Raw genomic sequence first — 25,334 nt, forward strand, 5'->3', positions numbered from 1 at the left:
CGTCCCCACGTCCCCACGTCCCCGCATCCCTTCATTTGCCTCAAACCTGGCACAATCTAACACTCAAAGTGCTATGGACTGGTTAAACCAAGGCTTACAAGCAATTCAGGCGGGAAGAGTCCAAGATGCCATCGCCGCCTTTAAACAAGCAAGTCAATTAGATCCCACATTAGCAGCGGCACATTACAACTTAGGGCTAGCATTACGACAAACAGGACAATTACAACCCTCTGCGGACGCATTTTATCGAGCGACGCAAGCCGATCCGAAATTTGCTCCGGCTTTTGCTAATTTAGGCGGTGCGTTGTTAGAAGGGAATAATTTAGAGTTAGCTAACGATTACTTGCTACGCGCCTTAGAACTCGATCCCAAACTAGGATTTGCTCACTATAACTTGGGCTTACTACGAGAACAGCGACGAGATTGCGATCGGGCGATCGCATCTTTTAAAAAAGCCATAGAATATAGCAAAAATGCCCCAGAACCTTATTATCATATTGGCATGTGTTATCTACAGCAAAATCAAAGCGATCGAGCTAAAGAAGCCTTTAATCAAGCAATAAAAATTAATCCTAAATATCCAGAAGCTCATTATAATATTGGTTCAATTTTATTTAATCAACGTAAATTACAAGAAGCTTTAGAAGCTTTCAGAAAATCAGCCGAAGCTAACTCTAACTATCCCAATGCTTATTATGGTGCTGGGTTAGTTTTTATGCAGCTACAGCAATATAATGATGCCGTACAAGTCTTACAATTTGCCAGAGATTTATACAATGCCCAGGGAAATTCTCAATGGGCAAAAAATACCGAACAATTGTTACAACAAGCACAAAATTTAATTCGATGAATAGTGAAGATAAGAATTCAGAATTCAGAATTCAGAATTCAGAATCAAAAAACCTTGATGTTATGGTTTGAGGCTTTCCTTAAAATTCAGTATAAGAGTTCAAGGGTCAGAATATGTGATGAGTCAATATACTAATCTTACTAGACTCCTGATGAATTCTGAGTTCTGAATTCTGAGTTCTGAATTCTGAGTTCTGAATTCTGAATTCTGAGTTCTGAATTCTGCTGTAACATAAAATTATGGGTTGACTCGCTGGTGTTGTCTGAAGTTGTCCTAACTGGAATGAAACGTAATGCAAAAGCGCCTGAAGAGTCGATTTTTATTTTGCGATCGCTGGCTAGATCGCCATTCAATTGTTCGCAACATGGAAGCCTTTCAAGACTTAATTGTGATTGTCTTGTGTTTGGGTTTATTCGCCGTTATGCTCATTCAATTGTGGGGGATAGGTGTTGCCCTCACGCAGCCACTAGACTATAAACATGTGACTGCAAAAATACTATTTGTGTTAATTTTAGTCGAGTTATTTCGACTATTAATGGTCTATTTGCAAGAACATAGTATTTCTGTAGGAGTCGCAGTTGAGGTAACAATTGTTTCTGTTCTCCGAGAAATTGTAGTTCACGGGGTCTTAGAGATTTCTTCTTTTCAAACGGCTGCAATTTGTGGTTTATTGTTTATTCTGGGTGGCTTATTAATAGTCTGTGCTAAAACGCCACACATGGATTGTATAAGTGCTAACACTAAATTGTGTCCTATTGTCTATAAAGGAGGTAGGGAACGCCCAAAGGATCTGCAATTTCAGTATTCACGTCAATGTGAAGAAAACCAACCTCTCGCATAAATTACTATCAAAAACAGGAGTGGGAGCAAAGTAAATTTAAAGATAAAAGATAAAAGTAATAAAGGTATCTTTTTACTTTTTAATCTCCCTGCTCCTTTGCTTGAGGCTACGGCTGATACCATTTATTTATAAGGCTGCGTCAAATCAGATTATTCAAAGTTGAATTGCTTTAAATATTTATTTAAATTTTCTTTATCTAAAGATTCAGTTATAATATTGTTGATTCCAATTAATTGACTTAAAATTAAAATTGCTGCTTTGTGGTAACTATCACCTCCATTTGATGCCGAGTAATACGTCAAAACATAAGAAATCATATTATTTTCAAAAAAATCAATAGCAGTCTTTAATACACAACCCTCGGTATCAATTCCACAAATAAACACTGTCTGAATATTTCTTGTTTGAAGAAATCTCAAAGTTTCTTCATTGCAAGCAGTATAAACAGTTTTGTCAAAAACTACCTTAGCAAATGGTTCAATATCGTCAACAATTTTTTGTTCTGTTTCAGAAAAAAGTTGATGCCAATTTAAATATTTTACATAAGGACTATCAGTGGTATTTATAAATCTACTGAATATCACATTGTCAAATATATTTTGTTCTAGTAAAGACTTAATTCTCTGTACAACATCACTGGTATTTTGAGTTATAAATCCATTTTGAATATCAACGATAAATAGGCAACAATTCATGACGTTTCTCAAATAATAAAAATTACAAAATCAAGAACTGACTAGTTATTTGGTACATTACCGACCCTTGCAAGGTACTTCCGACGTATTGAACTATACCCTTTTTGGAAGATGAATTACTCTCTAAGGCTCAGTATAAGTGAATTAGAAATCTTAGAAGAGGTTCAAATAATGACTACTAATAGAGGTAACGGACAGTCTCAAGAACCAATTAGCAACTTGGAGTATGATTTTGTCACCGTGTTGCACAACAAGGCTGAAGCTGTTAAAGCTTATGAGACCTACATTAAAGATGCACAAGAAGTGGGTTCCCAGCCATGTGTAGAGTTGTTCCAGAAATTGCGGCAATCTGATATTGAGCAAGCTAAAGAAATTCGTCACCATCTACAAGAAGTGCTGCAACACGGTAAGATGTAACCTATTTTGATGCAACGAAGAAGTCTCAAGCGGCTGAGTACTCTATGTCATTAGTGATATGCCGCTAGAGACTAATATTTAATACCAAAATAAAAACCATTCTCGCCATTAGACCTCCTGCTTTCATTGCTTTTTGGACTCTTATGGGAAAAGGTTAAAGGGGAAAGGGGAAAGGGAAAATACCAAACCTTTCCCCTTTTCCCGACTTCTGCAAGAAGTCTATTATGACGAGGATGGTTAAAAAATATTGCTACAGGCAATTGGTTAAGCGATGTACAGAAAAGTGTTGCCAAAGGTAAAGTGCCAAATTCAACCACGATGCACAATCAGCCAGACTGATTTTCAGCTACTTGCTGTACTTGCTCAACTGTTAAATCAAGAGCCGTTGCTATTTGTTCCACACTTAACCCTAATAACAACAACCTTGGAACAGCTTCTAATTTAGCTTCCTGGCGGCCTTCTTGGCGGCCTTCTTGACGACCTTCTTCCAAGCCGTCTTGTTTGATTGATTGATACATTCTTGTTTTCTTGAATTCCTCATCTATGCCCAACATTTTTTCTAACTCCTCTCGGCTTAACTGGGTAAATTTGTACAACAAGATGGTTTCTATCAATTCTACAATTTGCTTTTTGGTTGCTTCATCTACCAGTTGTTGTCTTGCCTGCAAAATCAATTCTTTACCTTTATCAATGGCTGTCTCTTCTTTTTCGATAATTAATTTGACGATCGCTATTTGCAATGAGTTGTCTGTTGTCCCTAATTCATCTAGATAAATACATTGCACTTGTGGACTGTTTAGTAGCAACTCATACGGCTGGCGATCGCTTGGCTCTAAACTCCTTTGAGGATAGATAACTACAGCACGCCAATGATTTACTGATTGGTTTTGGCGTAAATAAACAAAGATTTCTGCAAAGAAGCGTCTGTAAAAAACCGAGTCTAGTTGAAACTGAACTTCAACAAAGTATAGTGGTTGATCTATACTTTCATTTGTAGGAATAAACACCCCATCAATGCGAAAGGCAGTTTCTTTTACTTCCACAGAAACAAATTCATAGGCATTGACGTTAACAGTCGTATCCCTAATTAAGTAGGCCGATGTAAATAATTATTGTTGGGATAAGGCAGTTCTTGCTGGGAGCAGGGAGCAGGGGGAGAAAGAGTTTGAGCCTTATTTACTTTTCTTTACATAGTTTGGTTTTATTTCACCGACTTACTTATAGCAAAAAATATGCTGGGAAAATTTTGAAATAAACTATAAAATATTTTATCAGTTTGCACTGGTATTTAGTTAACGTAAAAGTCTGTATTTAAAGTTTATCAAAAATAGCGATCGCCTTCTATTTCTACATAGAAAAAGCAGGTGGAATAACCAACTGCTTTCATTAAAAATAGACTTCTTGCAATCAATTGCTTTTTGCTCTCTTGTGGTCAAAGAGATGCATCTTTATTAGGGAAAGGGAAAATATCAAACCTTTCCCCCTTTCCCCTTTCCCTTTTCCCTACTTCTCCAAGAAGTCTAATGTATTGCTGCCTTTACCTTGCTACCAACTGATTAACTGTCGCAACTCCAGCTAAATCTAAAATTGGTGCAATTAAATCTTCACGTTTCACTGCCATCATGTGGACACCTTGACACAATTGCCGCGCTATTTGCACTTGTTCGGCAGCAATTTTCATGCCTTCTTCAAGGGGGTCTTTGGCTTTGGCCAATCTATCAATAATATGTTGGGGAATATTTACTCCCGGAACACACTTATTAATAAAATGAGCATTTTTAGCTGATTTCAACAGAAAAATTCCTGCCAAAATTGGTTTTTTATAACCAGTGGCAATTGTGTCCATAAATTTTTCTAGACGTTCAAAATCGGTAATTAACTGACTTTGAAAAAATTGCGCTCCGGCTTCGATTTTGCGTTCAAATCGACTTTGCAAACCCGACCAACTCTTACATTGCGGATCGACTGCTGCACCAGGAAATAAATCTAGCGCTCCATCAGTTAGAGGTTTATCGTTGCAATCAAGACCTTGATTCATTTTGCGAATTATTTGTAGCAGTCGCACAGCTTCCAAGTCAAAAACAGCTTTGGCTTCTGAATGATCGCCTGCTTTTACTGGGTCGCCAGTGAGGGCTAAGATATTGTGTATGCCTAAAGCATGAGCGCCCATCAAATCGGCTTGTAAACCAATGCGGTTGCGATCGCGGCAAGCAATTTGACAAATCGGCTCGACACCGTTTTGTAATAAAATTAGTGATGCCACTAATGAAGACATCCGCAGCACAGCGCGGCTACCATCGGTAATATTGACGGCATGAACCCTCCCCTTAAGGGTCGCCGCCATTTTAATCATGTGGGTTGGATCTCCTCCCTTTGGAGGTGCTACCTCAGCCGTAACCAGAAATTCACCTGCTTGCACGGCTCTACGGAAGGCAGTGGGGCTATGGGTGTGATGCATATCATTAGAAATCTTTATTTATTAAAGAATAAGTCAGAATTCAGAATTCTGAATTCTGAATTCTGGATTCTTTCTTGTTAAATGGTATAACAAATCACACCCAAAAGGTAAAACTCATAGAGGCAGAGAGTAGCCTAAAGCGACTTTGACTTGTGATAGAGTTTGATTGGCGATCGCTCTCGCTTTTTCGGCTCCATCCCGCAACACAGACTCTAAATAGCTTTTATCTTCAGTTATCGCCTGATATTTTTCTTGGATTGGCTTGAGAGCCTCAATCATTGTGTCTGCTAACAATGGCTTGAATTGTCCCCAGCCCATATCCTGACACTCAACTGCTACATCTTCTTTTGTCTTTCCTGAAAGCAAAGTATACAGAGTTAATAAATTATTGCACTCTGGACGCTCTGGGTCGTCAAAAATCAAACCACGAATCGGATCGGTTTTACAACGCTTAATTTTGTATTGAATTTGCTCTGGAGAATCTAGCAAATTGATGCGGCTTAAATCTGAAGGATCGGACTTTGACATTTTACGCGTACCATCTGCCAAACTCATCACCCTTGCGCCTTGTTTGGGAATTAAAGGATCTGGTAACTTCAAAACTGGACGATCTGGTTTACCAAATTGGTGATTTAACCGAGCTGCAATATCCCGTGTTAATTCCAAGTGTTGCTTTTGGTCTTCACCCACTGGCACTTTATCCGCTTGGTAAAGCAAAATATCAGATGCCATCAGTACTGGGTAATCCAGTAAACCTGCACTCACATTTTCTCCCTGTTTGACGGCCTTTTCCTTAAACTGGATCATATCTTGCAGCCAGTTTAGGGGTGTAATACAGTTGAGCAACCAGGTGAGTTCGCTGTGGGCTGAAACGTGGGATTGCACAAAAATGGTGGAGTGATTTAAATCAAGACCACAAGCTAGATACAAAGCAACAAGGGTATAAGTATCAGCTGCCAACTGTGTTGGGTCGTGTGGTACTGTAATTGCGTGTAAATCAGCCACGAACAGGTAATTTTCGTATTCGCTCTGACCTTCTACCCAGTTGCGAATGGCTCCCAAGTAGTTGCCTAGATGGTAATTGCCGGTTGGTTGAACTCCAGAAAGAACACGTTGCTTGCCCATAAATTCTCAACTTAGTTATCTCAAATCTGCGCTAATGAAATTGCAGTCTGGTGGTAATCCGCTTCTTTTCTCTACAAGAAGGTGCATCAACCCAAACGCGTCTACGCAAAACTCATTTAATTTTGACATTTTCCGTGTCAACTCGCCCTTGAGGAATTACAAATTTAGTGGTGAGAGCAGATTTGTGATCAATTTCGGGAGATTGCAAAGTTTCTATCTGCAAATTTGAAAAGATTAAGGCGGTTCTTGAGCCTAATCGATCGTTATGCTTCTAACCAAGCCTGCAAATCGGCCATACTGGTAAAATCTAACAGTGCTTCGCCAAGATTTTCTAATTGTTCTAGGTTGAGAGTTTGAATGCGATCGCGCACATCTAGAGGTAATTCTCCCACCCTTCGAGTTAGTTGACGAAAAATCAGCGTTCTTTCTCCTTCTTCTCGTCCTTCTTCTCGCCCTTCTTCTCGTCCTTCTTCCTTGATTTCTCGATAAACTCTTGTTTCCTTGAGGGTAATTCCTAACATTTCTTCAACCTCCTTACGGCTTAGTTGTTCAAACTTGTACATTATTATCGTTGTCACTAAGTCAATTATGGCGCGATTTATAGTTTCAGGCTGTTCAACAGAAGAACGCTCAAGCAAATATCTGGCTTCAGAAGGTGCTTGTTGTTCCTCCACTGTAGTTAAGACCATTAACGCAACCCATAAAGGTAACTGACGAATATCCCCCAATTCATCTAAATAGACACGATGGACTTGGTTTCCATTCAGGTGATTTCGATGGGGATAAATATCCCTTTGTTCCACACTCCTTGATGGATAAATGATTACTGCTTGCCAATCGGAAAATCTGGCTCGATTACGATAGAAATATAATGAAGATTCTGCAAATAATCTTTCGTACAACTGTTCATCTTTTTGAAATTGTACTTCACAGAAATATACAACACCGGGGCTTTCATGTTCTGGTGGCAGAAATACCCCATCAATTTCAAACTTTGCTTCTTTGAGAGCTACTGAATCAAATCGATAAGCATTTGCATTTGGTGGAGGATTTGTCAATAATTCAAATAATAAACTAGGTGATTGTTGGAATACTTTGTAAAATATTGAATCTCGGCGCATGGAATTTTGCTAGTGAAAAACCTATATAATATATCTGGCTTGGAAAATTGAAAATCCAAACTTTTATTAATTTTGTGCCAAACCTACTTGTCCTCCAATTAAACCTAAAAAACCTGTGCTAAAGTGTTGAATTTCCAAAAAACTGGCTTGCTCTGGTGAGGTTTTGTAAACTCGGAATGTTTTCATAATGCCCAAAGTTGCAGCACTTTCTAAAGGGCCAACAAAGCTTGTATCTCTGTCAAAAAAATAAGACTGATTAGCCCAATGATCCATCTGATTTGCATTTAAAAAATAGCAGCCTGAATGAGGATTGAGGGCACGATTAAATGTAATAGATGTATTCATAATTGTACCCTTTAGTTCTTGTTGTTCCTGCACGTTTTGAAAAGGGGCAGTAACTCGTAAAGCCAAATTTCCATCAATGTAAGCTTTATGAACTAAACCATTAAGTGAAATTTCATAACGATTTGGCTGGAGCAAATTTGCGTCATTTGTTTGTTGGGTAAACCAATCTAATTTAACAAAAAACCAAGGGTCATGAAGGATTAAATCATCTTCCATAAAGCAATAGTAATCGTATTTCCCAAGATAACTTTGCAGCACACCTTGGCACTCAAATCCTAAAAGCATCGGTTCTACATTACTAGAATGATGTTTATATAAATGAGATGGTATTGGAAGCTGATTCAAAAGATGATTATTTTGAGTTGTACAAATAACGATATCTAATTCGTGAGATAAGGGTTGATTGGCAGGAAAAGCTAATCGTTGAGCAATATTAATGATACTTTGATATTTACCAAATAATTGGTGCAAGCTAGCAAGGCTTTGGCTCAAAGCTTGCAAACGAGGTTTGGGGTCTTTGCGTTGGGAAGCATGACGACCCTCATCGCTAGGTTTAAAAAAATGGGCAATAGTAATCAGAATTCGCATTTTTAGTATTATTAGTCATTAGTCATTTCTTCCTCTTCTCCCTTGTCCCCTTATCTCCCTCATAACTGATTTAGTTTCCGGCAAATCCTTTAGAAACTTTGGGAGTTTGGCGCTTTTTACTCTCAGCCTTTTTAGTAGCTAACATCCATTGCAAATGCTCTGGTAATAGTTTTGCTACGTCATAATGTTGGAGAATTGTGGCTCGTGCGTTGGCACGAATCGCTTTCATTTCTTGAGGATTATCTAGGGCTTCTTCAACTCGATCTGCAATATTTTGGGGAGAAAAGAAATCTACAAGTAGTCCATTAACGCCATCTTGTATTACCTCTAAAACTGGTGAAGTTCTGGAAGCTACTAACAAACATCCCACTGACATTGACTCTAACATCGACCAAGATAAAACAAAAGGACGGGTTAAATAAATATGAGCAGAAGACGCTTGTAATACTTGGAGATATTCATGGTAAGGTAGACTATCTGTAAAATGCAGCCTTGATAAATCTAAAGATAATTTTTCTAGCATTAATTGTTTATAAGTCTTACCATCCGGGAGATTTTTACCATAAGCCACTCTGTCTTCTCCCACAACTACTACATGGCATTGGGGTCGGCGTTGTTGAAGTAGGGCTACAGCTTCCATAAACTGGGGAAAACCTCTATAAGGTTCCATTCCTCTTCCCACGTAAGTTACCAATTCTTGTACATGGGAAAGGTCGAGATTTATTCTTGGTAAAACTAACTTAGCATCTGGTTGAGGAGCAAAAAATTTGGTATCAATTCCGTCATGACAGACTGTGATTTTATCTTGAAATTCTTTCGGAAACTGTTGCCTCTGCCAATTAGTAGGAGAAAGTCCGCGATCGCAACTGTATAAATCAGTCAAAATAGGTGCATTTTTCACGCGAATTCGGCATACATCATCAGCATTTAATGGCTCATTGGGATCGAAATCTGCATCGGAACCATAAGCATGATAAAACCACTCAAAATAACACAATAATTCTGCCTTGGGAAACACATCTTTCATAAACAAAGTCGGCCCCCAACCAGAATGACCATAAATTATATCTGGAACGAAACCCTCAGCTTTTAATTTTTCCGCCATCCGGTAAACAGCTTGACCAGTAAGTACAGCATTTTCCAGGTTACGAACGTAGTGGTGGGTTTGGGGAGCAGCTTCACGAGAAGGAGTATAAATAGCTTTATGAACGCCAAATAATTCTCCTTCGCGACGATTTGTGCCATAGACTATTCTGAAATTTTTATCCCTGCCCAAAAACATCGCGAGGTTACGAAATTGCGCGGGAAAGTTGGGATGTAAAAATAAAATCTGCATCGCAATTAATTTAATTAGCTTATTGTGAGATAAAAGAAAACAGTAATCAGGAGTCAGGAGTCAGAATTCAGGAGTCAGAATTCAGGAGTCAGAATTCAGGAGTCAGAATTCAAGAGTCAGAATTCAGAATTCAGAATTTAGAAGTAGTTTAGAATAGTTAGAACATAACTAAACTATTTTAGTTGTAAAAATTTCAAATAATCCTATTGTGAATTTTGAAATAACTGTGAAAAATTTTCTTTCAATGAAGAATTAAGGAATATCTCAAACGTCATATTTTTTGCTAACTTTCAATAATTCTGGCTCCTGAATTCTGACAATGTTTTTAAGATTATAAGATTAATTGCAAGATTTTTTTCGTAATTCAATATTAGTTAACTTAAGTTGTTTTTGAACACTCACACTCATTTCCGTTCACAAGTAATATAGCAGCCCCAAATACTGCCCAGAGACTTATTTGACTACAGTCAACAGTCAACCGTCAACAACCACCACTAATATTTTTCACAACTCAAACTAGCGTTAGTAAGGGCGAACGGCCGTTGTCTCCTACTAAGGATTTCGGGTAACGGCGCATTAATTATTGGAGATGTCTATTGAATGGAACTAGCTGCTGTTTTGGTGAGCCGTTGCCGGGAAATGCGAAAATAATGAAAATTCGTGTAATCACCATGAAATTTATTGGCATTGATTTAGGCTGGAAATCTCAACCAAGCGGACTATGCTGTTTAGGATGGATAGATGGACAATTGCAACTGCTAGATTTAGACCGCAAAGAAGCCATTGCAGATATCCTGGCATGGATTGATGACAGCGTACAACCAAAGGAACCAGCCATCATTGCTGTAGATGCACCTACCTTGATACCCAATGACACTGGAAGTCGCCTTCCTGATAAACTCACTCACAAGTATTTTGGTAAATATCACGCTGGATGCTATCCAGCTAACAAAAACTTACCCTTTGCTCATCGCACCATCAACTTTGGTTTAGAGTTAGAATCTCGTGGCTATCTACATGCACCCACCATCGAACCACAAAAACTTGGCAGATATCAAATAGAAGTCTTTCCCCACCCAGCAATTGTTCATCTGTTCAACTTAGAACGCATTCTTAAATACAAAAAAGGACGGCTTAGCGAACGCCGCTTAGAATTAATTAAACTGCAAAATTATCTTCTTCATATCCTCCCTTCCCTTTCTCCTCCTCTGCGTGTGTGCGATTCATTTGTGAAGGAAATTCCTACCACAGGTGCAGCCTTGAAAGCAACTGAAGATCAACTAGATGGGCTAGTTTGTGCTTATGTTGGTGCATACTGGTGGTATTGGGGAGAACAACGTAATTTAGTACTTGGCGATCGCACCACTGGCTACATTGTGATTCCTCAAAGAATTTTATCTTAAAATGAGCGTTGGAATGTAGGATTCGATCTCACGCAGAGGCGCAGAGGCCGCAAAGTAGGAGTGTTAGATTATAAGGTAAGAAAGCTGCAAACCCAATCTATAGTTGTTTTTACTAAGGTTTTATGCAAGGAGTTAGTTCTAATTTGAGTTTAAAAGAGCTTTATGAAATTGATGAACATCTCTGGTTAGAGGAAACAATTAAGTTATTGAAAGCTAATAATTTAGAAGAATTAGATGTAGAAAATTTAATTGAGGAACTAGAAAATTTGGGACGTAGAGACAAGGCCAGAGTTGCTAGTTTACTAGAACAAGTTATTAGACATCTTTTATTGCTGCAATATTGGCCGGAAGAATCTCAATATAATTCTGGACATTGGAAAGCAGAAATTAGAAGTTTTAGAAATCAATTAAAGCGTAATTTGACAACTAATTTATATCAATTTTTAGAAAATGAATTACCTTCAATCTATGAGGATGCTTTGGGGTATGTTAATGAAAAAACTGAAGGCAAACTAAATAACTTACCTCAATCTTGCACTTATACCTTAGAACAGCTACTAGATATTAATTATCTACCTGAAATTATATAGAATAATAGGCGTTGCTGATTTTTAGCAACGCCTATTATTTAGTATTCAAAAACTATTTGGTAGTATTATTCTGCCCAAGCAATCAATCTTGGCTCATAAGGACTAGAAAGATGTTGATGTTTTGGTAATACCCGCAAAGACAAACCTTGTAAACCAGAGTTTGTATAGGTAATGTTAGCGGTGTAAGTACTCAATCCTTGGGAATCTTCCCCTTGGTAATCCATCACCACTGGTATAGCGTTGACAATATCACCATTGGCATCGATGGCACCTTGATATAACTCTACCTGTACATCATCATTGTTCAAAGTTGCCAAGTCAACTTTAGCTTTCACAGCCACAGTTTGGTTAACTTCAATATCTGCGGGTGTGGATACATCAATATCTTTGATTTTGATGTTGAACCAATGTTCGCTTAATTGTGCTTTCCAGGCGGCTAGTTCTTGGGCTGGGGCATAGTTATCAGTGGTGAGGATATGATAGCGATCGCTAGCTGGAAAATAAGCTCTTTGTGCATATTCTCCCACCATGCGCGCTGTGTTAAAGAATGGACAATTCAAGCGAATTGCATCTTTCATTTTGGCAACCCACGGCCGCGGTAAACCATCACTATCCCGATGTTCGTAAAATAAGGGTACAACTTCCTTCTCTAATAAATCGTAGAGGGCGTTGGCTTCTACTTCATCCTGATAGGCGGGATCGTCGTAATTTTCTCCGTGTCCAATTGCCCAACCGGTGCGGACGTAATCAGCTTCATCCCACCAACCGTCCAGTACGCTTAAATTCGGCAAGCCATTCATTGAGGCTTTCATCCCGCTGGTACCAGATGCTTCCCGTGGACGACGCGGTGTGTTTAACCAGATATCACAACCGGCTACCATCAACCGGGAAATGTGAATGTCGTAGTTGGGAACAAACACTATCTGCTTTTCTAAATGCTGTTCGCGGATAAAGTGATTGATGTCGCGGATGAGTTCTTTTCCGGGAATATCTTTTGGATGGGCTTTACCTGCAATCACAAATTGCACTTTTCGGTCTTTGTTGGCTAACAAAATCCGCTTGATGCGTTCTATATCGCGCATCCACAGGGTAGCACGTTTATAGGTGGCAAAGCGACGAGCAAAGCCAATGGTGAGAGCGTAGGGATCTAAAACTTCTTGGGCTTGGACAATTTCTGAGGGTGAAGCGCCGCGATCGCGTAAATGCTTGACCAAATGTTCTCGCACGTACAATATCATGTCTAAGCGGCAGCGTTCGTGATTTCGCCATAATTCTTCATCAGGTATGGCGTCCATCCTCTCCCACAATGGACTGTCCACTGGTGCTGATGACCAATTTGGCCCCAGATAGCGATCGTATAACTCTTGAGTTGATTTGGCAACACAACTCCGAGCATGAACCCCGTTGGTAATGGCGGCGATGGGCACTTCTTCCACTGGCACTTTTTTCCACAAGCCTTGGAACATTTGCCGCGACACTACGCCGTGCAGTTGTGCTACGCCGTTGGAGAATGTTGCCATTTTCAACGCTAACACTGCCATACTGAAAGGCGCGGATAAATCACCTGTATTTTCGCGTCCCAGTCCTAAAAATTGTTCTTTGGGCAAGTCAAAGATTTCTGCATAGTACCCCAGATAGTACAAAACTTTATCGGGAGCAAACAAGTCAATGCCTGCTGGTACTGGCGTGTGAGTGGTAAAGATGTTGCTGGAAGCCACTACTTGTTTAGCTTCGGCATAATCCAATCCTGCTTCCTGAATCAGCAGCCGGATGCGTTCTAGGGCGGAGAAGGCGGCGTGACCTTCGTTCATGTGGTAGGCTGTTACCTTCAACCCCAAGGCTTTGAGCATTTGCACGCCACCGATACCCAACATGATTTCCTGGTGGATACGCATGTCGATGTCGCCACCATAGAGTTGGTCTGTGATGTCGTGGTCGTAGGGGTTGTTGGGTTCAATGTTGGTGTCTAGCAGATATAAAGGCACTGCTCCCACCTGTACGCGCCAAACTCTGGCGTATACCTTGCGCCCTGGATAGTCTACTGCAATTCGTAGTTCTGAACCATCTGGATTGCGCTCTAGGTGTAGGGGCATGTTGTAGAAATCGTTGATGGGGTAGCGTTCTTGCTGCCAACCATCAGCATTGAGGTACTGGGCAAAGTAGCCTTGCTGGTAAAGTAAACCTACACCTACAAGGGGTAGCCCCAAGTCACTGGCAGATTTCAGGTGATCCCCCGCCAGAACCCCCAAACCTCCAGAATAGACGGGCAAACAATCAACAAGTCCAAATTCCGCCGAAAAATAGGCGTAGCATTCTTTAGGTTTATTTTCTCGTTGTTTCTGGTACCAGGTGCGCTCTTGCAAATAATCTTCTAACTGGCGGTTAGCTCTGTCCATTTGGGCGAGGAAGCCTTCATCTTCCACAACTTCCAAAAGTCGCGCCTGGGAAATAGTACCCAGCATCAATACCGGGTTATGACGGCTAGACTCCCACAAGTCAGGATCTAAGCGGCGAAATAAATCTTTAGTCTCAACGTTCCAATCCCAGTGCAAGTTATATGCCAGCCGCCGCAGCGGTTCGAGTCGCGGCGGTAGTGAGGGGGAAACATTGAATGTGCGAATTGGCTGCATAGGTTGGCAAGACTCCAAGTTTAGCTATGGTTATTGTTTACTTTCTTTACCAATGTTGCCAATTCTCTATAGCCTAGTTTGTGAAAAAACCATGACTTTGTTAAGCATTGAGAAATTTTCTTAACCTGGTTGCTAGAGTTTGCACCAAGGTATTTTTTATTCTATGCCTTACTTTTAGCCATATACTTGGCATATCAAAATTTAACCATTTACTGGCATGTATCGTTTAATATAGTTTGGTTTTCCAGAAATTATTTATATTTATTTTAGTATTCGTTTTGGGGATCAATTATTGATCCCTTAATAAAGATGGAGATATTATCATCTTGATTTCAATCATCAGAAAAAATTAATTATTTTTTAATAAAATTTTCCAGATATAAATGTATTGGTGAGGTTAATCTATATCTATAAATTATGCGATCGCATGAAATTATTTGATTGCGTTGCAAGTTGTTGCTAAAAAGAACTCTAGCAAGAAGTCAAGCAGAAAAAATGACGGGCAGCCACTTAGTATCAAAATTTGATACTACAATAGGAAAACAATTTAATCAATGTTATCTTATGCACCTAGTGAAGGTTGATCTTTAGTATTTTTTGACAAGGTAAGAGCTATAGCTGCTGCATAAGCAATCTCGGCTGCAACTTGATAAGCATGTTTAATACTCGATGAGGCGTCCTTGGTTTTGGGAACAGGAGAAGCTTTTTTGCGTCGTGATTCTTGCTTGACATCACCTGCAACAACAGATCGCTGGAGTAAGATCCAAGCATCGAGATCTTCGGAATCATAATCACTTTGAATTAGCGATCGGATTTCATCTTCAGCTACAATACTCAGATGACCAGTAGCTAGAGCTTCTTCTACAATTTGTTTAATTAAAGCCATAATTTAGACCAAGTGTGTGAGTTAAAAGCGATACCTCAATTTCTGCAATTGCATCTTGCCTTGTCAGCTTTTCCCTGAAAATGGGATGCTTTTTAGCTTTCCATAAAATTTATAACAACCAAACCCAAGCACGCATCACCCACTAGGCTCACCCACTTGGGTGATTTACAAATTTTGAGATCTAAGTAACAGGGAAGAAGCTAATTTTTGGCTTTTTGTCTTTTCCAAAAAGAGAGTGTAATTTAGTATAGTAGATATCATTTTAAACTTAACGAAAACTAAAAATTTTTTTATAGTTGAGTAACGGTATAAATATTATTAGTCATTAGTCATTGGGCATTTGTCATTAGTCATTAGGCATTTGTCATTAGTCCTGACTCTAGGTGCCCCGCCACTGTGCCCCGCATCACCACTGCTGAATTAGTTCGTAAAAAACTTAGCTGATTTTGATAATTTTTATCAGTAAATCGCCTGAAAATTAACTTATTTCAGAAAGATTGCTCCACTAAAAATAAAATGTGTTATCGTTAAAAACAATTGTAATTAAAAGCCATTTATCTAACTTGATTAAAATTAATTGATGAAGATAAATTGGTTAGTCTGTAAATCATCCGTGTGCAACATGATTGGAGCAGCATACTCTAGAAATACGTTGCAAGAAAGCCGTCATAGCAGTCGGGGAAGCGCTTACTTGTTTGCACCGATGGTTAATTTCAATGTGATGGCTGATGTGGGAGATAATCCACCTTAATTTGGCTTGAATTTGGGCAGAATAACCCATCAAAATCCAACATTAATTACATATTCTGCTAGACAGAAATTGTCAAATGTATTTTTGTTGCCAAATAGCTTGTAGAACTGAGTTGTTTGAAGACACTAAAACAGCCTGAGAATAAATAACTTCCAGGTAAACAACTCGATGTGTAATTGTGTAACAAGCTTTGAAAATTTTTTGCCCAAGAACTAAAAAAGTATTCTCATCTCAATTAATAAATATTCCCATCAGACAATTTATATAGTCTGAGCTTTGACTCTGCAATGCCTTGAGTTGTTTTGTGAATATTAGTCTCTTGAAAAATCAGCATAACTTTTGCATCAGTTGACTGCTGCAAAAGCCTCAAGGGACAAAAGCGATGGCAATACTGCTCGGTTAACGATTTTTAACTCGGCATTGGGTCTGGGGAAAAGGTGAGCCAGCGCGGTCTTGGGGGTTTCCCCCATGAGCGACTGGCGAACCCCGAAGGGGTTAAAGGGTAAAGGTTAAAGGTTTTTTCTTTCCCCTTTCCCTTTCCCCTTCCCCTTTTCCCTTTAACCGACAAGTATTGAAAGCGATGGTGTATATCAGTTGGGCAATCATACCGCATTAAAATTAAAAAATTGCTTGCATAGTTAAAGCTAGACTTTGGTGATTCCAAAATGGAAAATCATCTAAAAATGTTGGGGAATATAGTAATACCATTAATTTAAATCAGGTATTCAGACATACCAATATTAATGATATTGGTACGAGATTAGGATACAGCCCAAAAAAGCTTCAAAGCCTCAACAACCATTGATTGAAGAGATATGTAACCATGTACAAAGACCAGTATTTCTCCAAACTTCAGCGCGCCCAAGAACTATTAGTAACTACAATCTTCGGAGATTTGCCAACACTCCTTTTCGGGTCAAAGTTGCGAAATTTAGTGTATCGTAGTATTTTCGCCAAAATAGGCAGCCCAGTTTATATTCAAAATGGTGTTGAATTAAACAGCGCTTATTGTATTGAAATTGGTAATGGAGTATATATTTTCAAAGGCGTGCGCTTGGACGCCAGCGGACACAAAAACAATAGAATTTATCTAGCAAACAGAGTGGCCATTGAACGTTACGTTGATATTGGGTGTTTAGAAAATACGTATATACATATTGATGAAGATACGTTTATTGGCCCCAACGTTTGTATTGAAGGGCCAGGAGACATTAAAATTGGCAAACACTGTATGATTGCTGCCCACTCAGGAATATATGCTAATAATCATAACTTTGCCGATCCAATGCGACCAATAAAATCCCAAGGTGTAACTCGCAAAGGAATTGTGATTGAAGATGACTGTTGGTTAGGGCATAAAGTTACAGTATTAGATGGCGTTACCATCGGTCAAGGCAGTGTAATTGGTGCAGGAGCAGTGGTAAATAAAGATATTCCTCCTTTCTCCGTTGCTGTAGGTATACCTGCACGAGTAATTAAAAATCGAATTGGTAAGGAACTGGCAATAGTTCAGGATAAGTCAGGGTGTTGACTGATGACTGATGACTGTTGACTGTTGACTGATGACTAATGACTGATGACTGATATCAACTCTACTTTTTTGGGAAACTTATATTGTTAGTCAACGTCTTGAAAATAGCCAATCTCTGAGTTATTTTTTAGAGACAACTAGCAAGTCAGACACGCACCATTTTCAATAAACTTGGACATTGGGAGTGTTGAGTGAGGAATTAGGAGTTAATATTATGGTCTCTATCCCTCGTCTTCCCAGTCTCTAGTCTCCAGTCCCAGTCCCAATCCCCAATCCCCAGAATCTCGTCTCAAAAAGGGACGAGATGTGGGTAATATAAAGTAGCTACTTTTTCTGCATGGCAGATACCGAAAGAAAAGCTCTCTTTGTCATACCCGTTGGAGATGTTTGTATGGTGACTTTAAAAATCGTTGTTTATATTGTTGTTGCCTTCTTTATAGGTATTTTCGTCTTCGGATTTTTGTCGAACGACCCAGCTCGTAACCCCGGCCGTCGGGACTTGGAGTAAAAGAGCGATAAATTATCCACAACTTTGGAAGGCGGAAAATACTCAACGCCAGGGAAACTTACTAGGTTAAAGTTAGTAAGTTTCCTGCTCCAAGTAGCAGAAGGCGACAGTCGAAAGGCAAAATGTATATTCATGCTTTTGTTCGCCATTTGGCTGTTTGTTAGCTCGGTTTTGCTCAAATATGCTTCATCCTGTTCTGCCGCCCGATCCGCCTCCTATTATTGAACCTTTACAAATTGCCGATCCTGTCTTATCTGCTAATGATACTAAGTCTGCTTCAGGTCTCAAGACTGGAACACACTTAAATACAGATAAATCCAAGCATGACAACGATTTGGCTCAGTTGCCGATCGCCGATGACACCAAAAGTTATCAGCGATCGCCAACTCCCCTTGATTCAACTGCTGATGAACAGCTATTTGCCGAAACTCCATCTCCACCCAATCCACCACAAACTTTCCCTCCAGAATTTTCTTCTGGTAACGCTTCCCAAAGTGCGGCACTTCTGGGGGAATCTTTAGAAGTTGGTTATCCAACGCAGCCAGTTCCAATTTTTGATGTTGGTGAAAAAAAGGTAGACAGACGTGGGGAAGGGGAGACGGGGGGACAAGGAGAAAAAAAGCTTGAAGGATCTGAAGAACTCCAAGAGCGATCGCCAAATCCCGACTTGAGTAATCAAGAAAAACAAACCTCATTAGATTCTCCCCCCCCTGTTTTTGCGTCTGAGGCTCTCTCACTCCCCGCGTCTCCCACTCCCCGCGTCCTAGCGTCTCCTCCTGTTTCTCCATCAAATTCTCAATCAGTACAAAATTTAATACAATTTAAGTCTCGCAACCCAACAAATAAACTTTCTGCCCCCTTCACTGTAGAATTTTATTCTCAAACCCAAACACCAACACCTACGCCACAAACGCCAGCTACTACCCCGCCAACTGCTGCACCGAGAATTGTAGAAGTAACTTCAGATCGGCAGGAGTATGACGAACAACGGCGGATAATCACGGCTGTTGGTAATGTGGTTGTGCGATTTGATGGAGCGGTGGTAGACGCCGATCGCCTACAAGTCAATTTGGATAACTTAATTGCTGCGGGGGAAGGTAATGTAACTCTCACACGGGGCGATCAAGTACTGCGGGGACAACGTTTTACCTATAACTTTGTTCAAGATAGCGGGGAAATGCTCAATGGCAGGGGGGAAATTTACATACCCTCAGCCAATACAGACTTTGTTTTCTCATCCACAGACATCACCGCAGGTGGAGTACCACAACGTCCGCCGAGCGATCGCATAATAGCCAATCAGCCGCTTTCAGGTGTTAGCAGCCCTGGAGGAATCGATATCACAGTTGGTGCTGGTCAGACAGAAGCTAGCAATCTCCCTCCTCCAAAAGCTGGGGGTGCAGTCAAACGGCTGAGATTTGAAGCTCAACAAATTGACTTCTATCCCCAAGGCTGGCAAGCAAGCGATGTCCGTATCACCAACGACCCTTTTTCTCCCCCAGAACTAGAGTTGCGTGCAGATAAAGTCACTTCGACGCGGGAATCACCCTTGGTAGACCGCATCCGCACGCAGGGACAGCGTTTAGTATTAGATCAAACAATCTCTTTACCAATTCCCGTAAATGAGCGGACAATTGACCGTCGAGAGCGGGATGTTACACCCTTTATAGTCTCTCCTGGCTACGATAAAGAAGACCGGGGTGGTTTCTATATTGAGCGTGGCTTTCGAGTCATTGATACAGACCAGACACGCTGGACAATTACGCCTCAGTTATTTGTACAAAGGGCTATAGAAGGAAACGAGAACTTAAGCGCAATATTTGGTGTCAGAACCAGGATAAATTCTGTTTTGAGTCCGCGAACAGTAATTCAAGGTACTGGAGAATTAACTAGTTTTGATTTTGACAATATAGAAAACAGTTTCCGGGCAAATTTGGGATTGCGCCAAATAGTGGGCGATCGCCTTCCTCATCTATTGAATGTGCAATATAATTACCGCGATCGTCTCTACAATGGCACCCTTGGTTTTCAAGACGTTCAGAGTAGTTTTGGTGGTTTAATTAGCTCTCCTGTAATTCCTTTAGGGAAAAGTGGCATCAACCTCAGCTATCAAGCAAGTGCCCAATATATCGATGCCAATACCGATCGCCTAGACTTACTAGAACCAGTGCGGGAAAACAATCGCATCTCACTAGGTCGCCTACAAGCCAGTGCTGACCTCAGTACAGGGTTCCTACTGTGGCGGGGAAAACCATTACCACCGACATCCAGTGAAGGATTACGATACACAGCTACCCCCGTAGTTCCTTACTTGCAAGCGATCGCTGGCGTCACGGGCACCACCAGTTATTACAGCAATGGAGATAACCAAAGCACCTTAACTGGTAGAATCGGCTTACTAGGGCAAATTGGTAATTTTTCTCGACCATTTTTCGACTATACTGCCTTTAATATTAGTTATTCTCAAGGTTTAAATAACGGATTATCGCCTTTTTTATTCGATCGCTCCGTTGATAATAAAATATTGACTGCTGGTATTACCCAACAAATTTATGGGCCTCTACGCTTAGGTTTTCAAACATCAATTAACTTAGATACAGGTAAAGAATCTAGCACCGACTACATTGTGGAATATAGCCGCCGCACCTATGGCATTACCTTGCGTTACAATCCGGTACTGGAACTAGGTGCTATCAACTTCCGAATTAGTGATTTTAACTGGAATGGTGGCACCGATCCATTTTCGGAAATTAAGCCCGTAGTCGGTGGAGTCCAACAGAATTATTAATCAAATTGGGCATTGGGAAAAGGGGAAAGATTAAATTTATTCCTTTTCCCTTTTTCCCTTTTCCCTTTTCCCTTTTCCTCCATCCCCCATTCCTACAATTCCGGGGTTAAAGGCAAAATAACTGTAAATGTAGTACCGACATTTACTTCACTTGTAAAGCTGATTTGACCTCCGTGAGCATCAACGCATCTTTTAACAATCACTAACCCCAACCCTGTGCCTTGAATTGATTGGACATTGGAGGCTCGGTAGAATGATTCAAAAAGTCGGCCTTGGTCTGCTTGCGGAATACCGATTCCCGGATCTTGAATATAAAAAATTGCAACTTTATCCGTAGGATCGCATATTAAATCAAATTGGATATTTCCTCCTCTGGGAGAATATTTGACTGCATTTGACAGTAGATTTCCAAACATGTAATGTAAGAGTCGCTCATCCATTACAGCGTTGGTATTCTCACTATGACAAGTAAAAATAATTTGACTAGTACTATTGATAACAGTAGAAAAATCTTCGATTAGTTCTCTACAGAATTGTTCTAAGTTAATTGGAGCAGGATTGCATACCAGTCTTCCTGCCTCCGCATGACCCATAAATAGTACTTCTTCCATGAGTTGGTTCATGGATTGCACAGCACCTTGAATGCGTTTTAAATAGGTGCGCCTTTTAACATCTGTCAAATGCGAACCTTGGAGTTCTATCAGTTCTACTGCTGTTTGAATAACTGTTAGGGGATTACGGAATTCATGAGATACAGTGGAGATAAATAAAGATTTTAGACGGTTGAGTTCTTGTTCTTTTTGTAATGCTTGTTCTAGCAATTGTGCTTGACGGCGTTCGCTAAGATCCCAAAAAACAACTACTACGCCATTTATCTGGTCGGGACGCCGCCTCAGTGGTGAAGCACTATCCCCAATGGGCACTCTTTTTCCGTTCCTAGTAATTAGCGATGTAAATTCTCCTAAATAAACAACCTGTTGTTCTCGCAGTACTCTTGTAACTGGATTTTCTAAACTAGCTTCTGTAACTTCATCGACAATATGAAAAATATTTGAGGCATCATGGCCTAAAGCATCTTCTTGCTGCCATCCAGTTAGTGTTTCAGCCGCCGGATTCATGAATGTCACCATTCCTTGTTCATTGGTGGCAATTACAGCATCACTCATGGAGTTTAAAACAGTTGCTAACTGGTCTCGATTCTCCCGTAGTTCGCGTTCTAACTGGTGTTTTAATAAACCGATTTCAATAGCTATTCTTAAATCTTTTGTTGTAAATGGTTTAACAATATATCCGAAAGGTTGAGTAACTTTTGCTCTTTCTAGAGTATTTTCATCGCCATAGGCAGTGAGAAAAATCACGGGAACATCTAGCTGTTGCCGAATATGAGCAGCAGTAGTAATACCGTCCATTTCTCCTTTGAGGATAATATCCATTAGTACTAATTCCGGTTGAGTTTCCCACGCCTTTGCAATGGCAACTTTTCCGGAGGAAGCTGTACCTGTGACGGTATATCCTAGTTGGGTAAGTTGGCTGGCAATAGTTCTAGCCACAATCACTTCATCTTCAACGACTAAAATCCTAGCTTGAGGCATTTTATATTTACTAATCCAAAGTTAACTGTGTGAATTGGATTTTAAATACTGTTCCACCATCGCGTTCTAAAGTAATCTCACCTTCGAGTTGTTCTGTAACTAAGTCGTAAACTAAAGAGAGACCCAAAGAACCAGTATTTCTCCAATCTAAATTATCTGGTAAACCAATACCATTGTCTTGGATAGTCATCTCGATAATATTATTAAGATTTCGTAAAGTAATCTGAATTGTGCCTGCTTGTTGGTTAGGAAAAGCGTGCTTGAGGGCATTGGAGATTAATTCGTTAATTACTAGTCCACAGGCAATGGCTTGGTCGATATTCAAACAAACTGAATCTATATCAGTTTCTAAAGTGATTCTACCGGGAACTATCTGATAGGATATTAACAGGCTAGTTGCCAAATTATTGATATATTCACCAATATCAATTTGTCCAATGTTAGTGGAAGTATATAAATTTTTGTGAATGAGAGAGATTGATTCGATGCGGTTTTGGCTTTCTCTGAGAACTTTAATAACTTCTGGATCTTTAATGGTGTGAGACTGGAGTTGCAATAGGCTAGAGACAATCTGTAAATTGTTTTTAACTCGATGATGTACTTCTTTTAAGAGAACTTCTTTTTCAGCCAAGGCACTTCTGAGCTTGACTTCAATTTTTTGTCTTTGAATAAGTTCTGTTTGAGCTTGCTCAAAGATGCTAGATTGTTGAATGGCGATCGCCAACTGTACTGTCACTCCATCTAGCAAATCTAATTGATTTTCTTCCCACTCTCGAAATCGAGAACATTGATGAGCGATGAGTAAACCCCAAAGGTGAGAACCGGGGTTTTGAGAGTTTACTTCTAGTAAAATAGGCACAACTAAATTTGCTTTGACATCAAAGCGTTCTAATAGTTGAATATGACACTCACTTAGTCCAGCATTGTAAATATTAGCGTTGGCTCGTTTGCGTCCTTGGTAATACTCTATTCCTGCACCTTGTTGAAAACAAGTATCATGAATTTCTACGCCTAAAGAAACCGTCCATCCAGGCTCTACAGATTCTGCCATAATTGTGCCGATCATTTCTCGATTAAACTGATAAACTACCACTCGTTCAACCTTGAGCAAATCTCGCACTTCTTCAACTGTTGCATTGAGAATATCTTGCAGATTCAAAGATTGACGAATTCTTTGAGCAACAGTCCTCATCAATTGCTCCCGTTCCGCTTGAGCAATAATCGCCAGTTCACTTCGCTTACGTTCTGTGATGTCTTGTCCAATACCAATAATTTGACCATTTGGTAGATTAACATTAGTCCAAGATGTATCTAGTAAATTACCATCCCGCATTTGAATTCTAAAGTCACCCCACTTGCGTCGGGCAGATTGAATAAAATTAACCACATACTGACGATATTCGGGATTAGGATATAAAACTTCTAGAACATCAGAATTTTGAAAATCTTGCAATTTCCAACCTAAAACACTTTCCCATTCTTGATTCACCCACTGGAGTTCACCATTAGGATTAATCAGTGCAATCATCAAGGGCATATTTTCAAAAATTAACCGCAAAAATTCATTTTTTTCCTGTAGTTTAGTTTCGATATTTTTGCGATCATTAATATCATTAAATACTGTTAAAATCGCTGCTTCGTTATTGAAATTGACATATTGTAGTGAAGCGATCGCCCAAAAATAAGTACCATCTGCTCTTTTTAATTGAAGTTCATAATTGCGAATAGAACCATATTGATTTAAAGCTTGTAAAAGTGCTGTTAAATCTGCTAAATCATGGTATAAATCTAATAAATATTTTTGATTAATTAAATTGGTTTGAGAAAATTGAAATGTTTTAATTAACTCTGCATTAGCATACAAAATTAATCCGTCAGACACGCGGGAAATAATTAAGGGAACAGGAATAGCTTCAGAAATTGCTTGAAATCTCGCTTCACTATCTTGAAGATTTTTTTCTATTCGTTTGTGTTCGCTAATATCTTTGATATTAACTAATTGAGCTTGATGATTAGCATAGTCTATTTTATGTGAAACAATTTCCACATCAAGCATCTGTCCATTTTTGCGACGATGTTGCCATTGTCCACAAAAATTTAACATAGGTTTTTCAGCTAAATATTCCAGCACAATAGGCACATCTTCTGGAGGGCTAATATCTGTGATTCGCATTTGTAAAAACTCTTCTCGCGAATAGCCATAGTGGACAATAGCAGCCTCATTGACATCTAAAAATCTGAGACTATGTTCGTCAAATACCCACATGGAATTAGGATTTTTTGAGAAAAGTAGATTAAAATTTTTTTGGCTATCATCCATGATTTTTGACCGATGTAAATCTAAATGGATAATTATTTGTTGAGCCAAATTTTCTAAAGTAACTTGCTCCTTATTATTCAAATTTCGGACAACAAAATCAAGTACACAAAGCGTGCCTAATGCAAAGCCATCAGAGGTAATTAGAGGAACTCCTGCATAAAAGCGAAAACCATTATTTGATGCGACTAAGGGATTTTTAGCAAATCGTTCATCCTCCAATGTATCGGGAATAATTAATATCTGATTTTCGCAGATAGTATAACTTCCAAAGGAAATGTTTCGCGGTACTTGTGATGTTGTAACTCCAATTTTTGATTTGAACCACTCGCGTTCTGCATCCACTAGAGTAATTAAAGCAATTGGTGTTTCACAAAAGTTAGCAGCTAATTGAGCTAGTCCATCAAAAACTACTTCTGGAGGTGTATCTAAAATTTGATATTGGTGAAGTGCTTCTAATCGTTGGCTTTCATTTTCAGGAAATAGCATCAATCTTTAATTTTTATACTTAGTATCGATATACTGGGATTGTGAAAAATCCAGCTTGACTCCAGAATTATTG

At 39.5% G+C, this 25,334-nt stretch carries 19 protein-coding genes and 1 pseudogene; 9 read left to right on the top strand and 11 right to left on the bottom strand.

What is annotated here, in order from left to right:
* Both GNE10_RS11520 and GNE10_RS11525 read left to right on the top strand, forming a co-directional pair.
* The coding region (locus tag GNE10_RS11520; protein ID WP_185565300.1) for a lipopolysaccharide assembly protein LapB at positions 1–850 on the top strand (850 nt) is incomplete at its 5' end.
* A 292-nt stretch (positions 851–1,142) separates the two neighbouring features.
* Entirely contained in the window at positions 1,143–1,691 is a 549-nt protein-coding gene (locus GNE10_RS11525; protein ID WP_099071413.1) for a phosphate-starvation-inducible PsiE family protein, read from the top strand.
* Between the two features lie 149 nt (positions 1,692–1,840).
* On the opposite strand, the gene GNE10_RS11530 is transcribed toward GNE10_RS11525, so the two are convergent.
* On the bottom strand, positions 1,841–2,386 hold the full coding sequence (locus GNE10_RS11530; protein WP_185565301.1) for an isochorismatase family cysteine hydrolase: 546 nt from the start codon (positions 2,384–2,386) through the stop codon (positions 1,841–1,843).
* A 171-nt stretch (positions 2,387–2,557) separates the two neighbouring features.
* Here GNE10_RS11530 and GNE10_RS11535 point away from each other — a divergent pair, with 171 nt between their 5' ends.
* Positions 2,558–2,803 carry a hypothetical protein gene (locus GNE10_RS11535; RefSeq protein ID WP_099071429.1) on the top strand — a complete coding sequence of 82 codons (246 nt, stop codon included), beginning with the start codon at positions 2,558–2,560 and terminating at the stop codon, positions 2,801–2,803.
* Positions 2,804–3,129: 326 nt separating this feature from the next.
* Here GNE10_RS11535 and GNE10_RS11540 read toward each other — a convergent pair.
* From GNE10_RS11540 to GNE10_RS11570, 6 genes and pseudogenes are all read right to left on the bottom strand, one after another.
* A pseudogene (locus tag GNE10_RS11540) lies at positions 3,130–3,894 on the bottom strand (Rpn family recombination-promoting nuclease/putative transposase); the annotation flags it as partial.
* Between the two features lie 446 nt (positions 3,895–4,340).
* A complete protein-coding gene (locus GNE10_RS11550) occupies positions 4,341–5,261 on the bottom strand; it encodes a methylenetetrahydrofolate reductase (RefSeq protein WP_185565302.1) in 921 nt (306 codons plus the stop codon).
* A gap of 114 nt (positions 5,262–5,375) precedes the next feature.
* Positions 5,376–6,386: a tryptophan--tRNA ligase gene (gene trpS, locus GNE10_RS11555; RefSeq protein ID WP_099071417.1), complete on the bottom strand. Its 1,011-nt coding sequence runs from the start codon at positions 6,384–6,386 to the stop codon at positions 5,376–5,378.
* A gap of 263 nt (positions 6,387–6,649) precedes the next feature.
* Positions 6,650–7,507, bottom strand: a complete 858-nt coding sequence (locus GNE10_RS11560; protein ID WP_185565303.1) for an Rpn family recombination-promoting nuclease/putative transposase — start codon at positions 7,505–7,507, stop codon at positions 6,650–6,652.
* A 66-nt stretch (positions 7,508–7,573) separates the two neighbouring features.
* The gene (locus GNE10_RS11565) at positions 7,574–8,440 is read right to left on the bottom strand and encodes a calcium-binding protein (RefSeq protein ID WP_185565304.1); all 867 of its coding nucleotides are present in this window, start codon (positions 8,438–8,440) and stop codon (positions 7,574–7,576) included.
* 70 nt (positions 8,441–8,510) lie between these two features.
* A complete protein-coding gene (locus GNE10_RS11570) occupies positions 8,511–9,776 on the bottom strand; it encodes a glycosyltransferase family 4 protein (RefSeq protein WP_099071420.1) in 1,266 nt (421 codons plus the stop codon).
* 671 nt (positions 9,777–10,447) lie between these two features.
* Here GNE10_RS11570 and GNE10_RS11575 point away from each other — a divergent pair.
* A complete protein-coding gene (locus GNE10_RS11575; RefSeq protein WP_099071430.1) occupies positions 10,448–11,179 on the top strand; it encodes a DUF429 domain-containing protein in 732 nt (243 codons plus the stop codon).
* Between the two features lie 122 nt (positions 11,180–11,301).
* Entirely contained in the window at positions 11,302–11,769 is a 468-nt protein-coding gene (locus tag GNE10_RS11580; protein WP_185565305.1) for a DUF29 domain-containing protein, read from the top strand.
* Between the two features lie 65 nt (positions 11,770–11,834).
* Here GNE10_RS11580 and glgP read toward each other — a convergent pair whose 3' ends face one another.
* Together glgP and GNE10_RS11590 are read right to left on the bottom strand one after the other, a co-directional pair.
* Positions 11,835–14,399 carry an alpha-glucan family phosphorylase gene (glgP, locus tag GNE10_RS11585; RefSeq protein ID WP_185565306.1) on the bottom strand — a complete coding sequence of 855 codons (2,565 nt, stop codon included), beginning with the start codon at positions 14,397–14,399 and terminating at the stop codon, positions 11,835–11,837.
* A gap of 562 nt (positions 14,400–14,961) precedes the next feature.
* Positions 14,962–15,285: a hypothetical protein gene (locus GNE10_RS11590; RefSeq protein ID WP_099071422.1), complete on the bottom strand. Its 324-nt coding sequence runs from the start codon at positions 15,283–15,285 to the stop codon at positions 14,962–14,964.
* A 580-nt stretch (positions 15,286–15,865) separates the two neighbouring features.
* Here GNE10_RS11590 and GNE10_RS35430 point away from each other — a divergent pair.
* The 4 genes from GNE10_RS35430 to GNE10_RS11605 all read left to right on the top strand — a co-directional run bounded on the left by GNE10_RS35430 (position 15,866) and on the right by GNE10_RS11605 (position 20,863).
* Positions 15,866–16,036: a hypothetical protein gene (locus GNE10_RS35430; protein WP_180267411.1), complete on the top strand. Its 171-nt coding sequence runs from the start codon at positions 15,866–15,868 to the stop codon at positions 16,034–16,036.
* An 823-nt stretch (positions 16,037–16,859) separates the two neighbouring features.
* Complete coding sequence (locus GNE10_RS36370; protein ID WP_099071423.1) at positions 16,860–17,567, top strand: DapH/DapD/GlmU-related protein; 708 nt, start codon at positions 16,860–16,862, stop codon at positions 17,565–17,567.
* Between the two features lie 391 nt (positions 17,568–17,958).
* Positions 17,959–18,075, top strand: coding sequence for a photosystem II reaction center protein I (locus GNE10_RS11600; protein ID WP_099071431.1), 117 nt, complete (start codon positions 17,959–17,961; stop codon positions 18,073–18,075).
* A gap of 181 nt (positions 18,076–18,256) precedes the next feature.
* Positions 18,257–20,863, top strand: coding sequence for a DUF3769 domain-containing protein (locus GNE10_RS11605; RefSeq protein ID WP_185565307.1), 2,607 nt, complete (start codon positions 18,257–18,259; stop codon positions 20,861–20,863).
* A gap of 92 nt (positions 20,864–20,955) precedes the next feature.
* Here the strand turns inward: GNE10_RS11605 and GNE10_RS11610 are convergent, their stop codons facing one another.
* Positions 20,956–22,455 (bottom strand): ATP-binding protein, encoded by a 1,500-nt coding sequence (locus tag GNE10_RS11610; RefSeq protein WP_185565308.1) that lies wholly within the window; start codon positions 22,453–22,455, stop codon positions 20,956–20,958.
* A 10-nt stretch (positions 22,456–22,465) separates the two neighbouring features.
* Positions 22,466–25,261, bottom strand: coding sequence for a PAS domain S-box protein (locus GNE10_RS11615; protein WP_185565309.1), 2,796 nt, complete (start codon positions 25,259–25,261; stop codon positions 22,466–22,468).
* Positions 25,262–25,334 lie beyond the last annotated feature (73 nt).

Source organism: Nostoc sp. 2RC, from assembly GCF_014222165.1.
Lineage (GTDB): Bacteria > Cyanobacteriota > Cyanobacteriia > Cyanobacteriales > Nostocaceae > Nostoc > Nostoc linckia.

Bases quoted from the DNA above. Each gene is read 5' to 3' on its own strand.
- GNE10_RS11525 (WP_099071413.1), top strand. From the start codon at position 1,143: ATGCAAAAGCGCCTGAAGAGTCGATTTTTATTTTGCGATCGCTGGCTA.
- GNE10_RS11600 (WP_099071431.1), top strand. From the start codon at position 17,959: ATGGTGACTTTAAAAATCGTTGTTTATATTGTTGTTGCCTTCTTTATA.
- GNE10_RS11550 (WP_185565302.1), bottom strand. From the start codon at position 5,261: ATGCATCACACCCATAGCCCCACTGCCTTCCGTAGAGCCGTGCAAGCA.
- GNE10_RS35430 (WP_180267411.1), top strand. From the start codon at position 15,866: ATGAAGATAAATTGGTTAGTCTGTAAATCATCCGTGTGCAACATGATT.
- glgP (WP_185565306.1), bottom strand. From the start codon at position 14,399: ATGCAGCCAATTCGCACATTCAATGTTTCCCCCTCACTACCGCCGCGA.
- GNE10_RS11575 (WP_099071430.1), top strand. From the start codon at position 10,448: ATGAAATTTATTGGCATTGATTTAGGCTGGAAATCTCAACCAAGCGGA.
- GNE10_RS11580 (WP_185565305.1), top strand. From the start codon at position 11,302: ATGCAAGGAGTTAGTTCTAATTTGAGTTTAAAAGAGCTTTATGAAATT.
- GNE10_RS36370 (WP_099071423.1), top strand. From the start codon at position 16,860: ATGTACAAAGACCAGTATTTCTCCAAACTTCAGCGCGCCCAAGAACTA.
- GNE10_RS11605 (WP_185565307.1), top strand. From the start codon at position 18,257: ATGCTTCATCCTGTTCTGCCGCCCGATCCGCCTCCTATTATTGAACCT.
- GNE10_RS11560 (WP_185565303.1), bottom strand. From the start codon at position 7,507: ATGCGCCGAGATTCAATATTTTACAAAGTATTCCAACAATCACCTAGT.
- GNE10_RS11570 (WP_099071420.1), bottom strand. From the start codon at position 9,776: ATGCAGATTTTATTTTTACATCCCAACTTTCCCGCGCAATTTCGTAAC.
- GNE10_RS11535 (WP_099071429.1), top strand. From the start codon at position 2,558: ATGACTACTAATAGAGGTAACGGACAGTCTCAAGAACCAATTAGCAAC.
- GNE10_RS11565 (WP_185565304.1), bottom strand. From the start codon at position 8,440: ATGCGAATTCTGATTACTATTGCCCATTTTTTTAAACCTAGCGATGAG.
- GNE10_RS11530 (WP_185565301.1), bottom strand. From the start codon at position 2,386: ATGAATTGTTGCCTATTTATCGTTGATATTCAAAATGGATTTATAACT.
- GNE10_RS11590 (WP_099071422.1), bottom strand. From the start codon at position 15,285: ATGGCTTTAATTAAACAAATTGTAGAAGAAGCTCTAGCTACTGGTCAT.
- trpS (WP_099071417.1), bottom strand. From the start codon at position 6,386: ATGGGCAAGCAACGTGTTCTTTCTGGAGTTCAACCAACCGGCAATTAC.
- GNE10_RS11610 (WP_185565308.1), bottom strand. From the start codon at position 22,455: ATGCCTCAAGCTAGGATTTTAGTCGTTGAAGATGAAGTGATTGTGGCT.
- GNE10_RS11615 (WP_185565309.1), bottom strand. From the start codon at position 25,261: ATGCTATTTCCTGAAAATGAAAGCCAACGATTAGAAGCACTTCACCAA.